Genomic DNA, 19,504 nt, shown 5'->3' on the forward strand with positions numbered 1-19,504 from the left:
GTTTCTCCTTATTGAAGATATCTACTGGCCTTTCGAGCATGGCCGTTCAGCATTAGTTCCTTTTGTTACGAAGATATATAAAAACAGTCACCCAGGAACTTTCACACGCGCCACCGATACTGCGAATCCATACAAATAAGAGTCCAGACACGATGACTGAAAATCCCCTGCTAGCGCGTGCGGCACGCTTTGTATCGGCCTTGCGCCATTGTCAGGTGTTGGGCATTACCGCTCATCACGCCGACGCGCAGGGCGTCACACTTGTCATGCCCTACGCCGCGCATCTGGTAGGAAACCCCACTACCGGCGTGATCCACGGCGGCGCGCTGACCTCCCTGATGGACACGGCCTGCGGCATGGCCACCCTGTGTGTATTGCCGGAATTCGAGGTGTGCCCGACCCTCGACCTGCGGGTCGATTACATGCACCCCGCCGCGCCACATCAACCGGTGTATGGCTTCGCCCAATGCTATCGAGTGACCACCGACGTGATCTTCACCCGTGGCTTCGCCTATCAGGATGACCCGCAACAACCCATCGCCCATGTGGTGGGTACGTTCATGCGCATGGGCAAGCGCCTCAAAGGCACGCAAGGGCTGGGCAGTACGATCAAGGGAGAACAGGCATGACCCACCGTTTCAAGACCCGCCTCGAGCAGGCCCATGCGCGCGGCGATTACGAGGCGCTGCTCAACCTGATCCCTTACGCCAAACTGATCGGCATCGAATGCACCCGCCTTGGAGATGAATTGCTGTTTCGGCTACCGGCCAACAAGGACAATATTGGTAACCCAATATTGCCGGCGCTGCACGGCGGAGTGATCGCGGGCTTTATGGAGCTGTCGGCGGCGCTGCACCTGCTGGTGTTTACCGGTGCGCCAGGCATCCCGAAAATCATCGATTTTTCCTTGGATTACCTGCGCGCCGGGCAATTTCGCGACACCTACGCCAAATGCCAGGTGTGGCGCCAAGGCCGACGAGTGGCAAACGTGGCGATCACCGCCTGGCAAAGCACTGCGGCCGAGCCTATCGCCACCGCTCGTGCGCATTTCAAAATCGAGGAACAGAGCCGCCCTTGAAATCCTGGTCTTAGCCCCCAACTTTGATGACAACCCGCCGCCAACCCTCAAGGGCGCGGCCACTGCCATCCAATTGGAGTTTGATGACCATGAGTGTGGAAACTCAAAAGGAAACCCTGGGCTTCCAGACCGAGGTGAAGCAACTGCTGCACCTCATGATCCATTCGCTGTATTCCAACAAGGAAATCTTCCTTCGCGAATTGATCTCGAACGCCTCTGACGCTGTCGACAAGTTACGTTTCGAAGCCCTGTCCAAGCCTGAGTTGCTGGAAGGTGGCGCCGAACTGAAAATCCGTGTGAGCTTCGACAAGGACGCCAAGACCGTCACCCTCGAAGACAACGGCATCGGCATGAGCCGTGAAGACGCGATTACCCACTTGGGTACCATCGCCAAATCCGGTACCGCTGATTTCATGAAGAATCTGTCGGGCGACCAGAAGAAAGATTCGCACCTGATCGGCCAATTCGGCGTGGGCTTCTATTCGGCCTTTATCGTTGCCGATAAAGTTGAAGTGTTCAGCCGTCGTGCCGGCCTCGACGCCAGTGAAGGCGTGCACTGGTCATCCAAAGGTGAGGGCGAGTTCGAAATCGCTACCATCGATAAGGCCGACCGTGGCACGCGTATCGTGCTGCACCTCAAAGACGGTGAAGACGAGTTTGCCGATGGCTGGCGCCTGCGCAACATCGTCAAGAAGTACTCCGACCACATCGCTTTGCCGATCGAGCTGCCGAAAGAACAAGCGGCCGCCGAAGGCGAAGAAGCGCCGGCCCAGGAATGGGAAGTGGTCAACCGCGCCAGCGCGCTGTGGACCCGTCCTCGCACCGAGATCAAGGACGAGGAATACCAGGAGTTCTACAAGCACATCGGTCACGACTACGAAAACCCGCTGAGCTGGAGCCACAACAAGGTCGAAGGCAAGCTGGAATACAGCTCGCTGCTCTACGTGCCGGCCCGTGCTCCGTTCGACCTGTACCAGCGCGAAGCGCCGAAGGGCCTCAAGCTCTACGTGCAGCGCGTGTTCGTGATGGACCAGGCGGAATCCTTCCTGCCGCTGTACCTGCGCTTTATCAAAGGCGTGGTCGACTCTAATGACCTGTCGCTGAACGTGTCGCGGGAAATCCTGCAAAAAGACCCAATCATCGACTCCATGAAGTCGGCGCTGACCAAACGCGTGCTCGACATGCTGGAAAAACTGGCGAAGAACGAGCCTGAGCAATACAAAGGCTTCTGGAAAAACTTCGGCCAGGTCATGAAAGAAGGCCCTGCTGAAGATTTCGCCAACAAGGAAAAAATTGCCGGCCTGCTGCGTTTTGCCTCGACTCATGAAGAGGGTGGCGAGCAAGTTGTGTCGCTGGCCGAGTACCTGGCACGGGCCAAGGAAGGTCAGGACAAGATCTACTACCTGACCGGCGAAACCTACGCCCAGGTCAAGAACAGCCCGCACCTGGAAGTCTTCCGCAAGAAAGGCATCGAAGTGCTGCTGCTGACCGACCGTATCGATGAGTGGCTGATGAGCTACCTCAGCGAGTTCGACGGCAAGACCTTCGTCGATGTGGCCCGTGGTGACCTGGACCTGGGTAACCTGGACTCCGAAGAAGAGAAGAAAGAAGCCGAAGAAGTCGCCAAGGCTAAAGAAGGCCTGGTTGAGCGGATCAAGGCGTCCCTGGGCGAGGCTGTCAGCGAAGTGCGGGTTTCCCACCGTCTGACCGATTCCCCGGCGATCCTGGCCATCGGCGAGGCGGACCTGGGCATGCAGATGCGCCAGATCCTCGAAGCGAGCGGCCAGAAGGTTCCGGATTCCAAGCCGATCTTCGAATTCAACCCGGCTCACCCGCTGATCGGGAAGCTCGATGCAGAGCAGAATGAAGAGCGCTTTGGCGACCTGTCGCACATCCTCTTCGACCAAGCGGCCCTGGCCGCTGGCGACAGCCTGAAAGATCCGGCCGCTTATGTGCGCCGCCTGAACAAGCTGTTGGTTGAACTGTCGGTTTGACACCGTTGTAGAGAAAACCCGCCTCGGCGGGTTTTTTCGTTCTACTGCACCTCAACTGGAGAAAATGATGAGCCAAGTCACTGTGCGTTCCGTGGTCTATCAGATTGATGGCCAGTCTTATGAGAGCCGCCTGGCATTCGATGCCAGCCACAAAGGCCCGTTGCCGGGCCTGCTGATGGCGCCGAACTGGATGGGTGTGAGTGCAGGTGCCGAAGAGATCGCCAAAAGCGTGGCCAGCAAGGGCTACGTGGTGCTCATCGCCGACCTGTACGGGCAAACCGTGCGCCCGTCAAATGGCGATGAAGCCGGCGCAGCGATGATGCCGCTGAAGAATGACCGCGTGTTGCTGACCAAGCGCATGCAGGCGGCCTTCGAGCAGTTGCAAGGCCAGACCGAAGCGGCGGTTGATACCGCCAGGTTGGCGACCTTTGGGTTCTGCTTTGGCGGTTGCTGCTCCTTGGAGCTGGCGCGTACCGGTGCGCCGTTGAAGGCTGCGGTATCGTTCCACGGCACCCTCGACACGCCGAATCCGGCGGATGCGAAGAACATCAAGGGTTCAGTGCTGGTGCTGCACGGTGCTTCCGACCCGTTGGTGCCGAAAGAGCAACTGCCGGCGTTTGAAGATGAAATGAACGCAGCAGGTGTGGATTGGCAGTTGCTGAGCTACGGCGGTGCGGTGCATTCCTTCACTGACCCGCATGCGAATGTGCCGGGCAAGATGATGTACGACGCGAAGACCGCTGCGCGGGCTTTTCAGTCGATGCATAACTTGTTGGATGAAGTGTTCAAGGGCTAATCTCCAGCGCTTATTCCGGCCTCTTCGCGAGCAAGCCCGCTCCCACATTCGACCGCGTTTACCCTGTAGGAACGCGCTCGAATGTGGGAGCGGGCTTGCTCGCGAATGCTATCTCACCGGCAACTCAATTCTTTCAGACTCACCCGGCACCGTCGGCCAATCCCCTGCCGCCCAGCGCTGGCGCGCCTGTTCGATCGCTGCCGGATCACTCGCCACAAAATTCCAATTGATCCGCCGTGGCCCATCCAGTGGCGCGCCGCCGAACACCACCAGGTGGCAATCACTCTCGGCGAACAGTGTCATTTCCTGTCCGGCCGGCAGTACCACCAGGCTATGCACCTCAAGTAACTCACCCTCCAATTGCACCTCACCCTCCAGCACATACACCGCGCGTTCCTCATGCTCATCAGGAATCAGCAGCGTCGTGGCGGTTTGCATGCGCACCTCGGCATACAGCGTGGGCGATAGCACCGGCACCGGCGACTTGAGGCAGAACCCATCACCCGCAATCAGGCGGATCTGCACGCCGAGGTTGTCACTCACCGGCAAGCTCGCTGCCGGGTGATGGCTGTAATGCCCCGGCCCCGTTTCGTGGTCCATTGGTGATGCCAGCCACACTTGCAGCCCATGCAGGCTGAAACCGCTGGCCTTGAGCGCCTCTGGCGTGCGCTCGACGTGGGCAATCGCACTGCCGGCAGTCATCCAACTGACATCGCCGGCCTGCACCACTTGGTCCGACCCCAGGCTGTCCTTGTGCTGCAGTGCACCGTCGAACAGATAAGTGAGGGTCGACAGCCCGATATGCGGGTGCTGGCGGATGTTCATGCCATCGCCGGGCGCGTAGCGGGTGAGCAGCATATGGTCGAAAAACACAAAAGGCCCAACGCTGCGGCATTCTCGCGATGGCAAAGGGCGCAGGATGGGTTGGCCTTCGACATCTTCGGGGCGAGGGCGGATCACGGTGAGGGTGGTCATGGTGCATCCCAGTCTGAGCGGGTTGGATGCTTCTGAGCATAACCCGCTCGGTAGGATGTTGCCGCTATTGGCTGAAGGCGCCTTCCGACAATTGGGTCTCGATGCTGACCTCGGCGGTAGTCATCAACTTGTGCACCGGGCAGCGATCAGCCACGCGATGCAATTCATCGCGTTGTTCGTCGGTGAGTACGCCCTTTAGCGTCAGCTTGACGTTGAGCGTGTATTTGCCCTTTTGCTCTTCGGTGGCGTCGTGGGTGACTTCCACGGTCACACCGGTCAACGGGATGTCTTTTTTCTGGGCATAAAGCCTGACGGTCAAGGCTTTGCACGACGCCAGTGCCGCGTCGAAGTAGTCATGGGGGGAGGGCGCCGAATCGTCGCCGCCCAGGCTTTTGGGCAGGTCAGTAAACAACTCATGGTTGTTGATATTGACGCTATGGCGAAAGTTGTCCTGGTTCAGGGTATTCACGGTAACAGGCATGGCAAACCTCACAGGGTGGCAGGATGAAGGTCATGCAGTTATAGAGCATGCTGGCACTTCGGTGTTCCGCGTTTTTTGCTGGATGAACCCCGGCAGGGCGCGCAAGGTCTACCCGTATCAGCCCTAATCGAGGTTTTACCGTGCCCTGGACTCGCCTGACCCTTGCCCTGTTGCTCGCCGCCAGTAGCCTTGCTGCGCAGGCCCGTGACTATGCCTACAGCGACGCGCACCTGCATTACGTGGATTTTTTCCAGGAAACGGCGGGTATGGACAAGCTGCTCAAGGCGATGGCCGACAACCGCATTGAGCATGTGATGATTTCCGGCATACCGGTCGCGAAGAAATGGCACGAAGACGAGCCCAAACGCCCACGCTATTACGCCGGTGATGACGCCGATGCCTATTGGTACAGTGCCACTGACGTGATCGTCGCCGCTGCGGTCAATAAACTGGCCCCTGAGCAGCGCCAGTACTTTCATCCATTCCTGTCGGGCTTTAACCCTAACGACAAAAACTCCGCGGCCCATATCCAGCGCATGCTCGACCTGAACCCGGGGCTGTGGCAGGGTATCGGTGAGGTGTTCACCCGTCACGACGACCTCACCGCCCTGACATCAGGCGACACCCCACGCGCTAATAACGAAGCCATGACCCGCATCTACCACTTGGCCGCTGAAAACGACCTGCCGGTGATGCTGCACTCCAATATCACCTCCAAGCGCGAGCGTAACCCGCTGTATCTCGCCGAGGTCGAGGAGTCGCTGCGCAACCATCCACACACCCGCTTTATCTGGGCCCATGCCGGCACCAGCAAGGAAATCCACCGGCATCAGGTGCAGATGGACTTCTTACTGCCCACGTTGAGTCGCCTGCTTGAGGCTTACCCCAACCTGTATATCGACCTGTCCTGGAGCATGCTCACGCCTTACTTGCTCGATGAGGCGGGCAAGCCCCGCCCAGAGTGGGTAAAGCTGGTGGAGCGCTTCCCGGAGCGCTTCATGCTGGGTTCTGACGTGGTAGGGCGCTTCAACAAGCTGGGTAAGGAAATGCGCCGCTTTGATCCGTTCCTCGATGCGCTGCCTGCGCAGGTGGCCCACAAAGTGGCGCGGGATAACTTCCTGGCCATCCTGCCTAAGCCTTCGAGGTATTGATTTCACCCAATAAAAAGCCCCGAACCAGTCGGGGCTTTTTATTCGATCAAGCTACAGGCCTTACTTACCCTGCCAGCGTTTCAGCACCAAGGTAGCGTTAGTGCCACCAAAGCCAAAGCTGTTGCTCATCACGGTATCGATCTTGGCGTTTTCAACGGTCTTGGTCAGGATCGGCATATCAGCCACAACCGGATCAATCTCGTCGATGTTGGCCGAGCCGGCCATGAAGTTGCCTTCCATCATCAGCAGGCAGTAGATCGCTTCGTGAACGCCAGCGGCGCCCAGGGAGTGACCGGACAGGCTTTTGGTAGAGCTGATGGCCGGGGCCTTGTCGCCGAAAACCGCACGCACGCCTTCCATTTCCTTGGCGTCGCCGACCGGAGTCGACGTGCCGTGGGTGTTCAGGTAGTCGATTGGGGTGTCAACGGTAGACATCGCCATCTGCATGCAACGGATGGCGCCTTCACCGCTTGGCGCAACCATGTCGTAGCCGTCGGACGTCGCGCCGTAGCCAACGATTTCCGCGTAGATCTTGGCACCACGGGCCAGAGCGTGTTCCAGCTCTTCGACCACTACCATGCCGCCGCCGCCGGCAATGACGAAACCGTCACGCTTGGCGTCGTAGGCGCGGGAGGCCTTTTCCGGGGTTTCGTTGTACTGGGTGGACAGTGCGCCCATGGCGTCGAACAGGAACGATTGGCTCCAATGCTCTTCTTCACCGCCGCCGGCGAACACGATGTCCTGCTTGCCCAGCTGGATCTGCTCAACGGCAGTCCCGATGCAGTGAGCACTGGTGGCGCAGGCGGAGGAGATCGAGTAGTTCACGCCCTTGATGGCAAATGGCGTGGCCAGGCAGGCCGAAACGGTGCTGCCCATGGTCCGCGTAACACGGTACGGGCCAACGCGCTTCACGCCTTTTTCGCGCAGGATGTCCAGCGCTTCCATCTGGTTGAGGGTCGATGCGCCGCCGGAGCCGGCGATCAGGCCGGTGCGTACGTTGGATACCTGGTCTTCGCTCAAGCCGGAGTCGGCGATCGCGTCTTTCATCGCCAGGTAGGCGTAGGCGGCAGCGTGGCCGACGAAGCGATAGATCTTGCGATCGATCAGTTCTTCGAGGGGCAGGTCGATGGAGCCGGAAACCTGGCTACGCAGACCCATTTCGGCATATTCCGGGTTGAAGCGGATGCCAGGGCGACTTGCACGCAGGTTAGCGGTGACGGTCTCTTTGTCATTGCCCAGGCAAGAAACGATGCCCAGACCAGTGATAACGACGCGGCGCATGCGGATAACCCTTAAAAGTTGTCAGTGGAAGTGAATACGCCGACTCGAAGACCTTCGGCAGTATAGATCTCGCGACCGTCGACAGTCACCGAACCGTCAGCGATAGCCAGGTTCAGCTTGCCCTTGAGGACGCGCTTGATTTGAATGTTGTAGGTGACTTTCTTGGCGGTCGGCAAGACCTGGCCAAAGAATTTCACTTCGCCCGAACCCAGGGCGCGACCGCGACCCGGCAGGCCTTGCCAGCCCAGGTAGAAGCCAACCAGTTGCCACATGGCGTCAAGGCCCAGGCAGCCTGGCATCACCGGGTCACCTTCGAAATGGCAGGCGAAGAACCACAGGTCCGGGGTGATATCCAGCTCGGCGACCAATTCACCTTTGCCGTACTTGCCACCTTCTTCGCTGATATGGGTGATGCGATCCACCATCAGCATGTTCGGGGCGGGCAGTTGCGCGTTACCTGGGCCGAACAGCTCACCGCGACTGCAGCGCAGCAGGTCTTCCCGAGTAAAGGCGTTTTGTTTGGTCATGCGAGCTCCTCAATAATCCCATGCGGCAGGGTAGGGCAAATCTTCCCGAACCGAATGAAGCGTTCATGCCTCATGTCGGCAGCCTACACATAGACTATTGCGTTGTAGTGAAAGTCACAGCGGCAAGGCACTCAATGTACACTTGTTCACTGAAATTTTAAACCGGGCCTGTTTATGGGTCCGTTCGGGTGCCTAAGACTGCCGCACTTTCGCCTTTCACGCCAGTCGCAGTTGGCTGATGGCGCGGCGCTATTGCACCCAACGTTGCAGGATTTGCTGCAAATCCGTGCGTTTGAACGGCTTGGCCAGGTAATCGTTCATTCCGGCTGCAAGACAGGCTTCACGGTCACCCTGCAAGGCGTTGGCAGTCAGGGCGATGATCGGCAGGTCAGCGCACCCCGGCAATTGGCGAATCTGTCGGGTGGCTTCGTAGCCATCGATCAGCGGCAGTCGGCAATCCATCAGGATCGCCGTGAAAATCAGGCTTTCGGCGCTACGGATCGCCTCGGCGCCGTCGGTGGCAATGCTCACTGCGAAGCCCAGGCTGCGCAGCATGGCTTCGACCACGGTGCGGTTGACTGGGTTGTCTTCCACTAGCAACACATGGCGGCCATCGCCGGCGCTGCCTTTGCCGTCGGCGTCGGTAGCGATGGCCGGCAAGCTCTGCTGATCAATGGCCAGGGGAATTTCCAGGGTGAACACCGAGCCACGGCCTTCTTCGCTCTGTGCGCGTAGGGTGCCGCCCATGCGTTCAGCCAGGGTACGGGCGATGGGCAGTCCCAGGCCGGTGCCGCCGTAACGTCTTGAAATGGAACTGTCGGCTTGCTGGAATGCATCGAACATCAATTCCAGGCGCTCGGTGGAAATCCCGATGCCACTGTCACGCACGGTACAGGTGAACCACACCAGTTCATGGTCGAGGGCCTGCCACTGGGGTTCAACGCTGACCGCGCCGTGCTCGGTGAACTTCAGTGCGTTGCCGATCAGGTTCACCAGGATTTGGCGGATCCGCGTCGGGTCGCCCTGCACCCGCAAGGCGTCCATCCCTTGCGGGATCGACAGCTGCAGCGCCAACCCACGCTGCTGCGCGCTGTGCTGGAAGGCCTGGGCGCAGCTGTTGATCAGCTCCGCGAGGTTGAACGGAATGTGCTCCAACTCCAGCGCGGCGCGTTCGATCCGCGAGAAGTCGAGGATGTCATTGATGACCTTGAGCAAATGCTCGGTGGACTCGGAAGCCAGCGCCGCGTACTCGGTCTGCTCCTCGGTCATCTCGGTGGTTTCCAGTAACTGCAACATGCCCAGCACACCGTTCATGGGCGTGCGCAGCTCATGACTCATCATCGCCAGGAAATCCGACTTGGCATTGTTGGCGCGCTCGGCTTCTTCGCGGGTCTGGATCAACTGGGCCATGGCCTGCTGTTGTTCGCGACTGGCCTGGTTGAGCCCTTCGGCGAGGTTATTGATATGCCGCGACAGGTCGCCGAGCTCTGAGTCATCCACGATCGGCAGCGGCGTCTTGTAGTCACCTTGCTGGATGGCCTTCACCGCATTGCCCATGGCGCTGATTGGCTGTGACAGGCTGGCGGCCAGGCGCCGTGCGAGCAGGAAGGTGAACAACAGGGCGAACAGCGCCAGGATGCCGGCCTTGAACAGGATCTCCTGCTGGCGCTGGCTGAACGCGTCGTTGGACATGCCGACAATCACCCGGCCCAGGTAATCCGCACGCGGTGCCTTGGGTTCGTTGAGGTTGTCCTGGAAGAAGTCATTGCCCAACTGGATGTGTTGCAGGCGAATCGGCGCCTGGAACACTTTTACCGACAGCGACCGGTCGTGTTTCTCCGACGGTTGCTCGACATACACCAGGATGTTCTCGCTGCTGTCCTGGATCTCCAGGAAGCGCACATGGGGCGTGGCCAACGTGGCGCGCAACAGGCTATCAAGCACATCATTGTTGCCGGAAATCACCCCGTATTCGGTGGCGGGTGCCAGTTGGTTGGCGATCAATTGGCCGGTGTGGTCCAGTTCCTGGCGCAGGTCCTGGATACGCACGAAGGTAAAGAAGCTGATCAACAGCAACGTCAGCAACAGTGCCGGGCCCAGGGTGATGAGCTGGGTACGGGTGTTGATATCCCAACGGCGACGCAAGGTCATGGGCGTTTTTCTCCTTCGGCCAATCGCGTGGCAACGCTGGCTTCGTCCACCTGTTCGATCCCCAGTGAGCGCGCGACTTGCGGGTTGCCCACGACTTTGAAGTGTTCCGGATACAGCGAACTCGGCCAATTGGCTGGCGGATGGTCGAGCAGGCGGTCGAGCACGCGCAGCCAGTCGTCCTGGTCGCTGTAGGTGCTGGCCAGGCTGCCGGCCCGCACAAAGCCCGCATTCGGGCCCACCAACGGCAGTTGCTGGGCATAGCTGCTCAGCAACAGGTTCTTCGCGGTTTTCGGGTTGTACAGCTGCGGGTCGTCGAGGCCAAGCAACACGTCACTGTTTCTGAACAGGGTTTGCAACGGTCGACTGTCATTAATGTTGTCCCAGAGCTGCGGCACGATTTCCAGGCCCAGGGGCGTGGCGTGCTGGCGCAGTTCGGGCAGGAGAAATTCACTTTCGGCGCCATAGAGCACGCCGATGCGCCGTGCTTGGGGAAGGATGCCGGTGATCAGGCGCAATTGGCGCTCCAGCGGCGGGTCGCTCCACAACAGGCTGATGCGTGGGTGCTGCGTTGTGCCCAGGCGCTGGTGGGCCTGCAGCCGACTGATGCGCAGCACCAGCGTCGGCGGGCCCTGGGTGTCTTGCAGGCGCCAGTCGAGGCCGGGCAGGTCGAGCAGGATCAGGCGTGTGTTGGCCGGCAGGTGGCTGGGAGCCGGTAGATCCTTGAGGGCGGTGAAAGTGACTTGGTCTTCGGGGCGTTGTTGGGCCAGCGCCTGGGCAAAGGCCTGCACGCCCGCGCCGTCTTCGGCGGCGGTCAGCAGGATCTCGGCGCTCCAGGCAGGAGCGGCAAACAGCAGGCAACCGAGCAGCGCAGCGCGTCGCCAGAGCGTATTGATAAAAGAACGGGTCATCCGTGACGAGTCGCCCATCTCAGAACTCTAACTCCGCGCTGAAGTAGAGCACGTGGCGACTGTCGTAATTGTTGTCGGCCCAGGTGGTGGGCTGGTTATCGAGGCGTTGTTGCAACATGCCGGCCAGCTCCACGTTGGCTTTGCCCAGGGCAATGCGCTTGGCCACCCGCAGGTCGGCCCGTTCGAAGCGGTAGCCGTTGAGTGCGTCGTCGCCATAGTAGAACAGCGCGCTCGACCAGCCGCGACCCCATTCACGCAACCAGCCGGCGGATCCACTGTTACGCGCGGTTTGTGCTTTATCACGCGGGTTACTGCTGGTGGCATCGACGTAAGCATAGGTCAGCCGCAGGCGGTCGGCGTTGCTCACGCGCCAGTCGAACTGGGATTCAGCGCCGGTAAACCGTGAGCTGTTGGCGTTGCTGGCAATGTATTGGTTATTGCGCAGCGGCGAGCTGATCATGTTGGTGATCTCGTCGTAGAACAGTTTCACGTCCATGTTCAGCCCGATGTCGGCAAAAAAGCCGTTGTACCCTAGTTCCCTCGATTTCATCATCTCTTTATCGAGGTTGCCCGGGCCCCGGGTCTTTACGAAGTATTGCCCGGTGGTCTGCCCATAGGCCGGGGAGCCGAGGTTGGTGACGCGATAGCTCCAGTTGACATTGTTCTCGAACATGTCCGGCGAGCGGATCGCTTCGGAATACACCGCGCGCAGACCGTGGCGCGGGTTGATCAGGTAGTTGACGGCCACCCGTGGCGTCAGCGAGTTGCCGCTCAGGTGCGTGTCTTCGTACATCGCGCCGCCTTGCAGCAGCCAATGCTCGCTGGCGCGCCATTCCAACTGGCCGAACAGGCGCCAGGTGGTGTCGTCCAGAGTGCCGTTGAAATAGGTGTCGGAGTCGGCGCGGTCGTAGCGGTAGTTCATGCCGCTGACCAAGCGCAGGCTGTCGGACAGGCTGAGGGTGTCCTGAATCTCCAGGTCGTAGCGGCTTTCGCGGGTGCTTTGGTCGATGTCACCGCACACGCTCTGGTTGGCGCCGTTACGCCATTGGTCCAGCACCTGGTCGGCCAGGGCTTGCTCGGCGGGGCTGCCCGGTGGCGCACTGCCTTGGCTGTAAGTGTCCATGTGCCGGGCCAGCTGTTCGGCATAATTGGGGTTCAGCTGCCATAACTGGGTCAGCTCCGGGCTGAACGAGACCTTGGCATCACAGGCTTTCCAGATTTGCCGGCGATCCCACTGTTGGGCCGAGCCCTGGATATACAGGCTGTGGTCAGGATTGAAATCAAAATTCCAACGCAGGGAACCCGCGTAGTCCTTGGCTGTGACGTCAGAATTGTTACCGCCTTCGGTAATCCCGGCAAACACTGGAGTGTAGGTATAGGGTCGTTGGTTGGTGCCTTCCTTTGCATCCAACTGCACGTCGATGCTCTGTTGGGTGTTCAGCGTCTGGCTGATTGCCAGGCTGAAGCGGTTGAGGCGGCGGCCGTCACGGCGGTCGGCACCGGCAGCGTCGCTGTCGAAGCCGTCGTCCTGCTGCCCGGAGAGGGACAGGCGCAAGTCGCCGGTTTCCCAGCCTGCGCCCTGGCTGGCATAGAAGTCGTTGATGCCACGTGCGCCACGCACCACCTTGACCCGCGAGCCATGAGTGTTGGCTGGCGAGCGCGTGAGGATGTTGACCACCGCCATCAAGGCATTGGCGCCGTAGCTGACGGTGTTGGGGCCACGGAACACTTCGATGCGCTCTATATCTTCCATGGCGACCGGAATGTCGCTCCAGTCCACGGTGGCCAAGCCCGCGCGATACACCGAGCGGCCGTCTATCAGCACCTGCATGCGCCGCGCATCGCTGGCACTGGTGCCATGGTAGTTCACCGCCGCCTGGTTGCCGGTGGTGTAGCCGACCATCATCCCTGGTACCAGCCGCAGCAGTTCACTGATATCCCGCGCGCCACTGGCCTTGATCAGCTCGCTGTCGATCACGGTCATGCTGCCAGGCACGGCGGCGGCCGATTGCTTGAGACGCGTGGCGGTCAGCACTTGGGGCAGGGGCTGGCTGTCGAGGAACAGGTCATCGGCCATGACCGGCGCGCTGCACAGCAGCATCAGCCACAAAGGTAGACGAGGAGGAGGGCCCAAATACACGGCACGGCCTTGATAATTGCGGATAGCCGCCCATGTTAACTGAGGTGGGGCCTTTTGCCAGTCGTCGGACTTGTAATTACTTCATGCAAACCTGCCATTTTCCGACAAACGCACGAATTGATACGGGGGCTGGCCGCAAGCGGGTCGGCCCGTATAATGCGCCATCGCCACTGGTATGGATTAACGGATTGCATATGACTGAACAGCGCCCTATCGCGGTCCTGGGAGGCGGAAGTTTTGGTACCGCCGTGGCAAATTTGCTGGCCGAAAACGGTCACGCTGTGCGCCAGTGGATGCGCGATCCCGAACAGGCCGAGGCCATTCGAGTTAACCGGGAAAATCCGCGTTACCTCAAAGGCATCAAGATTCATCCGGCGGTCGAGCCTGTCACCGACCTGCTGGAAACCCTCACAGCCTGCGACCTGTGCTTTGTCGCGTTGCCGTCCAGCGCACTGCGTTCGGTGTTGGCGCCCCACGCCGAACGCCTAGCGGGCAAGCTGCTGGTCAGCCTGACTAAAGGCATTGAGGCGCAGACCTTCAAGCTGATGAGCGAAATCCTTGAAGAAATCGCTCCTCAGGCGCGCATTGGCGTGCTGTCCGGGCCGAACCTGGCGCGGGAAGTGGCCGAGCACGCGCTGACCGCCACCGTGGTCGCCAGTGAAGACGAAGCACTCTGCGAGCGCGTCCAGGCCGTGCTGCATGGCCGGACCTTCCGCGTCTATGCCAGCAACGACCGCTTTGGCGTCGAACTGGGCGGTGCGCTGAAAAACGTCTATGCGATCATCGCCGGCATGGCCGTGGCGCTGGGCATGGGCGAAAACACCAAGAGCATGCTGATCACCCGCGCCTTGGCCGAGATGACCCGTTTTGCCGTGAACCAGGGCGCCAACCCGATGACCTTCCTGGGGCTGGCGGGTGTGGGCGACTTGATCGTCACCTGCTCCTCGCCGAAAAGCCGCAACTACCAGGTGGGTTTCGCCCTCGGCCAGGGCTTGAGCCTGGAAGACGCGGTCACGCGCCTGGGTGAAGTGGCCGAAGGCGTCAACACCCTCAAGGTGCTCAAGGCCAAGGCCCAGGAGGCCGGCGTGTATATGCCGCTGGTCGCCGGGCTGCACGCGATCCTGTTTGAAGGGCGCACCTTGGACCAGGTCATCGAGCTGCTGATGCGCGCCGAACCGAAAACCGATGTCGACTTTATTTCCACCAGTGGTTTCAACTGAGGAACGCGTCATGAACGATCCAAAAGCAGCGCCCACGTACGAATCCATTGGCCTGCGCATCCTGTGGATGCTGGTGTTTGCCCTGGTGTGGCAAGTGGCGCAGTTCCTGCTCGGCGCGCTGGTGGTGGTGCAGTTGATCTACCGCTTGATCTATGGCGCACCGAACCTGGGCCTGATGAACTTCGGCGACAGCCTCAGCCAGTTCCTGGCGCAGATCGGCCGTTTCGGCAGCTTCCACTCCGAACAGAAACCATGGCCGTTCGCCGACTGGCCGACCCCGCGCGCACCCGAGGGCGAAGCCGCCCACAGCGTGCCGCCAGCGCCGCACCCGGTGCGTGATGAGGAGCCAAAGCTGTGAAGTTGTGGATTTTGCGTCACGGCGAAGCAGAAGCCCATGCCCCCTCCGACGCTCAGCGCAACCTCACCGAACACGGGCGCGCTGAAGTGTTGCGCAGTGCCGCGCACCTGATCGGCCAACCCCTCAGTGCCATCATCGCCAGCCCTTATGTGCGGGCACAGCAGACCGCGCACCTAGTGCGTGAGGCCTTGGGGTTCGAGCCGGATATTCGCACGGTGCCGTGGCTCACGCCGGAGGGCAATCCTGGGCAGGTGCTGGAAAAGCTCGACACCGATGACAACGTGCTGCTGGTCAGCCACCAGCCGTTGGTGGGCAGCCTGATCAGCTTTCTGCAGCATGGTCACCCGCGTCAGCCGCAGCCGATGCACACCGCCAGCCTGGCGGAACTGGAGGGGGATTTCCCGCTGGCGGGGTTGATGAGCCTGGTAGGCGTGAAACACCCGTAGGCGATATCGCTGCTTTGTGTGTGCTATATATTCAACCAAGCAAGTGCTTGGTTGGCTATCGTCGGACCACAAAGGAGCGCGTCCCATGCCCGTCGCTTTTCGTTTGCCGTTGCAGGTCTTCTTTGAACGTGAAGCGCGCCACCCGCGCCAGACCTTTCTGGTCCAGCCCACTGGCGGCAGCGAGGTGCAAAGCCTCACGTGGGGCGATGTCGGTCACCAGGCCCGTTGCGCCGCGCACTGGCTGCGTGCTCGCGAGTTGCCCCAGGGCTCGCACATTGCCCTGATCTCGAAAAACTGCGCGCACTGGATCATTGCCGACTTGGCTATCTGGATGGCCGGGCACGTCTCTGTGCCGCTGTACCCCAACCTCACCGCCGACTCCGTTGCCCATGTGCTCAGCCATTCCGAGGCGGCACTGGTGTTTATCGGCAAACTCGACGATTGGCCCGCCATGGCACCCGGTGTGCGGGCGGGTGTGCCGACCATCAGCCTGCCACTGTGCCCGTCGGGAACGTTCGATTTCAGTTGGGCCGACCTGCAAGCCTGCTCGCCGATTCAGGACAACCCCCAGCCTGCCGCTTCGGACTTGGCCACCATCATCTATACCTCCGGCACTACCGGCCTCCCCAAAGGCGTGATGCACAGCTTTGGCGCCTTGGGGTTTGCCGCCACCCGCGGCACCGAGTTATTTGGGCTGGGGGAGGGCGACCGGCTGTTGTCCTACCTGCCGTTGTGCCATGTGGCGGAGCGGATGTTTGTGGAGATGGCGTCGATTTACACCGGGCAAACGGTGTATTTCGCAGAAAGCCTGGATACTTTTCTGACCGATCTGCGTAGGGCACGTCCGACCGCACTGTTTGGCGTGCCGCGGATCTGGACCAAATTTCAGATGGGCGTCTACGCCAAGATCCCGCAAAAGCGCCTCGACACCTTGCTGCGCCTGCCCTTTATCGGCAAACGCGTAGGTCACAAGGTACTTGCCGGCCTGGGCCTGGACGCGTTGCGCATCGCACTGTCCGGCGCGGCGCCCGTGCCTGAGGCGCTGCTGCGCTGGTACCAACGCCTGGGCCTGGATGTGCTCGAGGTGTATGGCATGACCGAGAGCTGCGGCTACTCCCATGTGTGCCGTCCCGGCCAACAGATCCTCGGCTGGATCGGCCTGCCGTGCCCCGGTGTTGAAGTGCGCATCGACCCCTCGGGCGAAGTGCAGGTGCGCAGCGGTGCGACCATGCTCGGCTACTACAAAGACCCGCAGAAAACCGCCGAGACGGTTACCGCCGATGGTTTCCTGCGCACCGGTGACAAGGGCGAACAGGATGCCGATGGCCGCCTGCGCCTGACCGGGCGGCTCAAGGAAATCTTCAAAACCAGCAAAGGCAAATACGTGGCCCCGGCGCCAATCGAAAACCGCCTGGCCGAACATCCGCGTATCGAGCAGGTGTGTGTGGTGGGCGATGGCCTGAGCGCGCCTATTGGTTTGTGCGTGTTGTCGGCGCTGGAACAGGACCCGCAAGCGCTGCGCAGCAGTCTTGAACGCTGGCTGGAACAGGTCAACGGAGCGCTGGATAAACATGAGCGTCTGCGCCAACTGGTGGTGGTGAAAGACAACTGGGCAGTGGAAAACGGCTTTTTAACCCCGACCTTGAAGATTAAGCGCAACGTGATCGAGTCGACTTACGGCGCTCAGTTTCAGGTTTGGAGCGAGCGCACCGAGACGGTTCTGTGGCAGGATTAGGGCCATCATAAAACCAAAAAGGACCCTCCCATGAGCCTGTGGCGCACCCAACCGGATATCGAACAACTCAATGCCATGCAGAAAAACACCATCGGTGAGCTGCTGGATATTCGCTTCGACAGCGTGGACGACGAGTCCCTGACCGCCAGCATGGTGGTCGATCATCGCACCCATCAACCCTACGGCTTGCTGCACGGTGGTGCGTCGGTGGTGTTGGCAGAAACCGTCGGCTCGACGGCCGCCTACCTGTGTATTGATCCCGCCAAGTTCTATTGCGTCGGCCTTGAGGTCAACGCCAACCACCTGCGCGGTGTGCGCAGCGGGCGGGTGACGGCGGTGGCCAGGGCGATCCATATCGGCCGCACCACCCAGGTGTGGGACATTCGCCTGACCAGCGACGATGGCAAGGCCAGCTGCATCTCGCGCCTGACCATGGCCGTGGTGCCACTGGGCGAGAACCCGCCGGCGCGATAGGCGTGGCGTGAGTGTCATCATTCCTGGCGGTTACAGTCATTGCCGTGCCGGCCGGGCATGGTGACAATCAATCTCTGTTTTTGTAGATGGAACCGGTATGTCGCAGCACGTGTTTTTTGCTCACGCCAATGGCTTTCCCTCGGCCACCTACGGCAAGTTGTTTGCCGCGCTGGCCCCGGAATACGCAGTGGCTCACTTGCCGCAGCACGGCCACGACCCCAGGTTTCCGGTGGACGATAACTGGCAGAACCTGGTGGATGAGTTGATCCACCACTTGGAGCAGCAACCGGAACCGGTGTGGGGCGTGGGCCATTCCCTCGGCGGCGTGTTGCACCTGCACGCCGCCATGCGGTGCCCGCAGTTGTATCGTGGGGTGGTGATGCTCGACTCCCCGGTGCTGACTCGTGCGGACCGTTGGGTGATTCGTGCGGCCAAGCGCTTGGGTTTTATTGATCGCTTGACCCCGGCCGGACGCACCTTGGGCCGTCGCGAGGAATTTACCGATCTGGAGGCTGCGCGCAGTTACTTCGCCGGCAAGACGTTGTTCCGTGGCTTTGACCCGGAATGCTTCGACGCTTACCTGCAACATGGCTTGTATCAGGTGGGTGATCGCCTGCGCCTGCGCTTCGACCCGGCCACCGAAATCAGTATCTACCGTGGCGTGCCGCATACCAGTCCGGGCCAGGTGCGCCAATTGAAGGTGCCACTGGCAGTGGTGCGCGGCCGACAGAGCCGCGTGGTGATGCGTCACCACGCCAGCGGCGTCGGACGCCTGCCCATGGGCGAAATGCTCACCATGCCCGGCGGCCATATGTTCCCCCTTGAGCGCCCCCAAGACACCGCGACCTTGATCAAGAACCTGTTCTCCCGCTGGGACGCGCGCGAGCGTAGTTGCGCATGAGCACACCCGTCGAAGAAGTCCGCCTGAGCCTGCCGCATATCGAACTGGCGGCCCACCTGTTCGGTCCCGAGGACGGTGTGCCGGTGATCGCGCTGCATGGCTGGCTGGACAACGCCAACAGCTTTGCGCGACTGGCCCCGAAACTTCAGGGTTTGCGCATCGTTGCACTGGATATGGCCGGGCACGGGCATTCTGCGCATCGTCCTACAGGTGCCGGTTATGCCTTGTGGGATTACGTCTATGACGTGCTGCACGTCGCCGAGCAACTGGGCTGGAAACGTTTTGCATTACTTGGTCACTCCCTCGGTGCCATCGTTTCCCTGGTGCTCGCCGGCGCCTTGCCTGAGCGCGTGACGCACTTGGGGTTGATCGACGGCGTGATCCCGCCGACCGCCAGCGGTGACAACGCTGCCGAGCGGCTGGGCATGGCGTTGCAAGCGCAATTGAACCTGCAGGACAAGCGCAAGCCGGTCTATAACACCCTGGATCGTGCCGTCGAAGCGCGTATGAAAGGCGTGGTCGCGGTCAGTCGCGAAGCCGCAGAACTGCTGGCCCAGCGCGGTTTGATGCCGGTGCCGGGTGGTTACACCTGGCGTACCGATAGCCGTCTGACCCTGGCTTCGCCGATGCGCCTGACCGACGAACAAGCCATGGCCTTCGTGTGGCGCGTAAGTTGCCCTACGCAGTTGGTGGTCGCTGCCGACGGCATGCTGGCGAAACATCCCGAATTGCTTTCTCAGCTACCCTTTACCGTGACCACCCTGCCCGGTGGCCATCATTTGCACCTGAATGATGAGTCTGGGGCGCTCCTTGTTGCAGACTGTTTCAATCGGTTCTTCCGCGCGCCTTGACTTGGAGCGGTCAACTGCCGAGGCTGGGCGGATTGAA

General features: G+C 60.7%; 19 protein-coding genes. 12 read left to right on the forward strand and 7 right to left on the reverse strand.

Features of this window, described 5'->3' with window-relative positions; translation table 11 throughout:
- Positions 1-152 precede the first annotated feature (152 nt).
- From HU722_RS09995 to HU722_RS10010, 4 genes are all read left to right on the forward strand, one after another.
- Positions 153-629, forward strand: a complete 477-nt coding sequence (locus HU722_RS09995; protein WP_065872663.1) for a PaaI family thioesterase — start codon at positions 153-155, stop codon at positions 627-629.
- Entirely contained in the window at positions 626-1,078 is a 453-nt protein-coding gene (locus tag HU722_RS10000; RefSeq protein WP_065882467.1) for a PaaI family thioesterase, read from the forward strand. The genes HU722_RS09995 and HU722_RS10000 overlap by 4 nt, the downstream gene beginning before the upstream one ends.
- A gap of 89 nt (positions 1,079-1,167) precedes the next feature.
- Complete coding sequence (htpG, locus tag HU722_RS10005; protein WP_065872757.1) at positions 1,168-3,072, forward strand: molecular chaperone HtpG; 1,905 nt, start codon at positions 1,168-1,170, stop codon at positions 3,070-3,072.
- A 67-nt stretch (positions 3,073-3,139) separates the two neighbouring features.
- Positions 3,140-3,868, forward strand: a complete 729-nt coding sequence (locus tag HU722_RS10010; RefSeq protein WP_186752969.1) for a dienelactone hydrolase family protein — start codon at positions 3,140-3,142, stop codon at positions 3,866-3,868.
- 108 nt (positions 3,869-3,976) lie between these two features.
- Here the strand turns inward: HU722_RS10010 and HU722_RS10015 are convergent, their stop codons facing one another.
- Both HU722_RS10015 and HU722_RS10020 read right to left on the reverse strand, forming a co-directional pair.
- Positions 3,977-4,843, reverse strand: a complete 867-nt coding sequence (locus HU722_RS10015) for a pirin family protein (RefSeq protein ID WP_065872660.1) — start codon at positions 4,841-4,843, stop codon at positions 3,977-3,979.
- Positions 4,844-4,907: 64 nt separating this feature from the next.
- A complete protein-coding gene (locus HU722_RS10020; protein WP_065872659.1) occupies positions 4,908-5,324 on the reverse strand; it encodes an OsmC family protein in 417 nt (138 codons plus the stop codon).
- 140 nt (positions 5,325-5,464) lie between these two features.
- Between HU722_RS10020 and HU722_RS10025 the strand changes: the two genes are divergently transcribed.
- Positions 5,465-6,475, forward strand: coding sequence for an amidohydrolase family protein (locus tag HU722_RS10025; protein ID WP_065872658.1), 1,011 nt, complete (start codon positions 5,465-5,467; stop codon positions 6,473-6,475).
- Between the two features lie 60 nt (positions 6,476-6,535).
- Here HU722_RS10025 and fabB read toward each other — a convergent pair whose 3' ends face one another.
- From fabB to HU722_RS10050, 5 genes are all read right to left on the reverse strand, one after another.
- Positions 6,536-7,756, reverse strand: a complete 1,221-nt coding sequence (gene fabB / locus HU722_RS10030) for a beta-ketoacyl-ACP synthase I (protein ID WP_012723103.1) — start codon at positions 7,754-7,756, stop codon at positions 6,536-6,538.
- Between the two features lie 11 nt (positions 7,757-7,767).
- Positions 7,768-8,283: a 3-hydroxyacyl-[acyl-carrier-protein] dehydratase FabA gene (gene fabA, locus HU722_RS10035; protein WP_003210552.1), complete on the reverse strand. Its 516-nt coding sequence runs from the start codon at positions 8,281-8,283 to the stop codon at positions 7,768-7,770.
- Positions 8,284-8,532: 249 nt separating this feature from the next.
- The gene (locus HU722_RS10040; RefSeq protein ID WP_065872657.1) at positions 8,533-10,434 is read right to left on the reverse strand and encodes an ATP-binding protein; all 1,902 of its coding nucleotides are present in this window, start codon (positions 10,432-10,434) and stop codon (positions 8,533-8,535) included.
- A complete protein-coding gene (locus HU722_RS10045) occupies positions 10,431-11,360 on the reverse strand; it encodes an ABC transporter substrate-binding protein (protein WP_065872656.1) in 930 nt (309 codons plus the stop codon). The genes HU722_RS10040 and HU722_RS10045 overlap by 4 nt, the downstream gene beginning before the upstream one ends.
- 1 nt (position 11,361) lies before the next feature.
- A complete protein-coding gene (locus tag HU722_RS10050) occupies positions 11,362-13,482 on the reverse strand; it encodes a TonB-dependent receptor plug domain-containing protein (RefSeq protein WP_345945871.1) in 2,121 nt (706 codons plus the stop codon).
- Between the two features lie 194 nt (positions 13,483-13,676).
- Between HU722_RS10050 and HU722_RS10055 the strand changes: the two genes are divergently transcribed.
- From HU722_RS10055 to HU722_RS10085, 7 genes are all read left to right on the forward strand, one after another.
- Complete coding sequence (locus tag HU722_RS10055; protein ID WP_065872654.1) at positions 13,677-14,702, forward strand: NAD(P)H-dependent glycerol-3-phosphate dehydrogenase; 1,026 nt, start codon at positions 13,677-13,679, stop codon at positions 14,700-14,702.
- A gap of 10 nt (positions 14,703-14,712) precedes the next feature.
- Positions 14,713-15,060: a DUF4389 domain-containing protein gene (locus HU722_RS10060; protein WP_065872653.1), complete on the forward strand. Its 348-nt coding sequence runs from the start codon at positions 14,713-14,715 to the stop codon at positions 15,058-15,060.
- A complete protein-coding gene (sixA, locus tag HU722_RS10065) occupies positions 15,057-15,506 on the forward strand; it encodes a phosphohistidine phosphatase SixA (protein WP_065872652.1) in 450 nt (149 codons plus the stop codon). The genes HU722_RS10060 and sixA overlap by 4 nt, the downstream gene beginning before the upstream one ends.
- Before the next feature lie 85 nt (positions 15,507-15,591).
- Positions 15,592-17,241 carry an AMP-binding protein gene (locus HU722_RS10070; protein WP_186752968.1) on the forward strand — a complete coding sequence of 550 codons (1,650 nt, stop codon included), beginning with the start codon at positions 15,592-15,594 and terminating at the stop codon, positions 17,239-17,241.
- A gap of 30 nt (positions 17,242-17,271) precedes the next feature.
- Positions 17,272-17,715, forward strand: a complete 444-nt coding sequence (locus tag HU722_RS10075; RefSeq protein ID WP_065882479.1) for a hotdog fold thioesterase — start codon at positions 17,272-17,274, stop codon at positions 17,713-17,715.
- Positions 17,716-17,812: 97 nt separating this feature from the next.
- On the forward strand, positions 17,813-18,616 hold the full coding sequence (locus HU722_RS10080; RefSeq protein ID WP_065891396.1) for an alpha/beta fold hydrolase: 804 nt from the start codon (positions 17,813-17,815) through the stop codon (positions 18,614-18,616).
- The gene (locus HU722_RS10085; protein ID WP_065882483.1) at positions 18,613-19,467 is read left to right on the forward strand and encodes an alpha/beta hydrolase; all 855 of its coding nucleotides are present in this window, start codon (positions 18,613-18,615) and stop codon (positions 19,465-19,467) included. Before HU722_RS10080 ends, HU722_RS10085 begins: the two co-directional genes overlap by 4 nt.
- Positions 19,468-19,504 lie beyond the last annotated feature (37 nt).

This window comes from Pseudomonas tritici (assembly GCF_014268275.3).
Classification (GTDB): domain Bacteria; phylum Pseudomonadota; class Gammaproteobacteria; order Pseudomonadales; family Pseudomonadaceae; genus Aquipseudomonas; species Aquipseudomonas tritici.

Coding starts and splice junctions, on each gene's coding strand:
- HU722_RS09995 (WP_065872663.1), top strand. CDS start 153: ATGACTGAAAATCCCCTGCTAGCGCGTGCGGCACGCTTTGTATCGGCC.
- HU722_RS10060 (WP_065872653.1), top strand. CDS start 14,713: ATGAACGATCCAAAAGCAGCGCCCACGTACGAATCCATTGGCCTGCGC.
- HU722_RS10055 (WP_065872654.1), top strand. CDS start 13,677: ATGACTGAACAGCGCCCTATCGCGGTCCTGGGAGGCGGAAGTTTTGGT.
- fabB (WP_012723103.1), bottom strand. CDS start 7,756: ATGCGCCGCGTCGTTATCACTGGTCTGGGCATCGTTTCTTGCCTGGGC.
- fabA (WP_003210552.1), bottom strand. CDS start 8,283: ATGACCAAACAAAACGCCTTTACTCGGGAAGACCTGCTGCGCTGCAGT.
- HU722_RS10080 (WP_065891396.1), top strand. CDS start 17,813: ATGTCGCAGCACGTGTTTTTTGCTCACGCCAATGGCTTTCCCTCGGCC.
- HU722_RS10010 (WP_186752969.1), top strand. CDS start 3,140: ATGAGCCAAGTCACTGTGCGTTCCGTGGTCTATCAGATTGATGGCCAG.
- HU722_RS10085 (WP_065882483.1), top strand. CDS start 18,613: ATGAGCACACCCGTCGAAGAAGTCCGCCTGAGCCTGCCGCATATCGAA.
- HU722_RS10015 (WP_065872660.1), bottom strand. CDS start 4,843: ATGACCACCCTCACCGTGATCCGCCCTCGCCCCGAAGATGTCGAAGGC.
- HU722_RS10045 (WP_065872656.1), bottom strand. CDS start 11,360: ATGGGCGACTCGTCACGGATGACCCGTTCTTTTATCAATACGCTCTGG.
- HU722_RS10070 (WP_186752968.1), top strand. CDS start 15,592: ATGCCCGTCGCTTTTCGTTTGCCGTTGCAGGTCTTCTTTGAACGTGAA.
- HU722_RS10040 (WP_065872657.1), bottom strand. CDS start 10,434: ATGACCTTGCGTCGCCGTTGGGATATCAACACCCGTACCCAGCTCATC.
- htpG (WP_065872757.1), top strand. CDS start 1,168: ATGAGTGTGGAAACTCAAAAGGAAACCCTGGGCTTCCAGACCGAGGTG.
- HU722_RS10020 (WP_065872659.1), bottom strand. CDS start 5,324: ATGCCTGTTACCGTGAATACCCTGAACCAGGACAACTTTCGCCATAGC.
- HU722_RS10075 (WP_065882479.1), top strand. CDS start 17,272: ATGAGCCTGTGGCGCACCCAACCGGATATCGAACAACTCAATGCCATG.
- HU722_RS10000 (WP_065882467.1), top strand. CDS start 626: ATGACCCACCGTTTCAAGACCCGCCTCGAGCAGGCCCATGCGCGCGGC.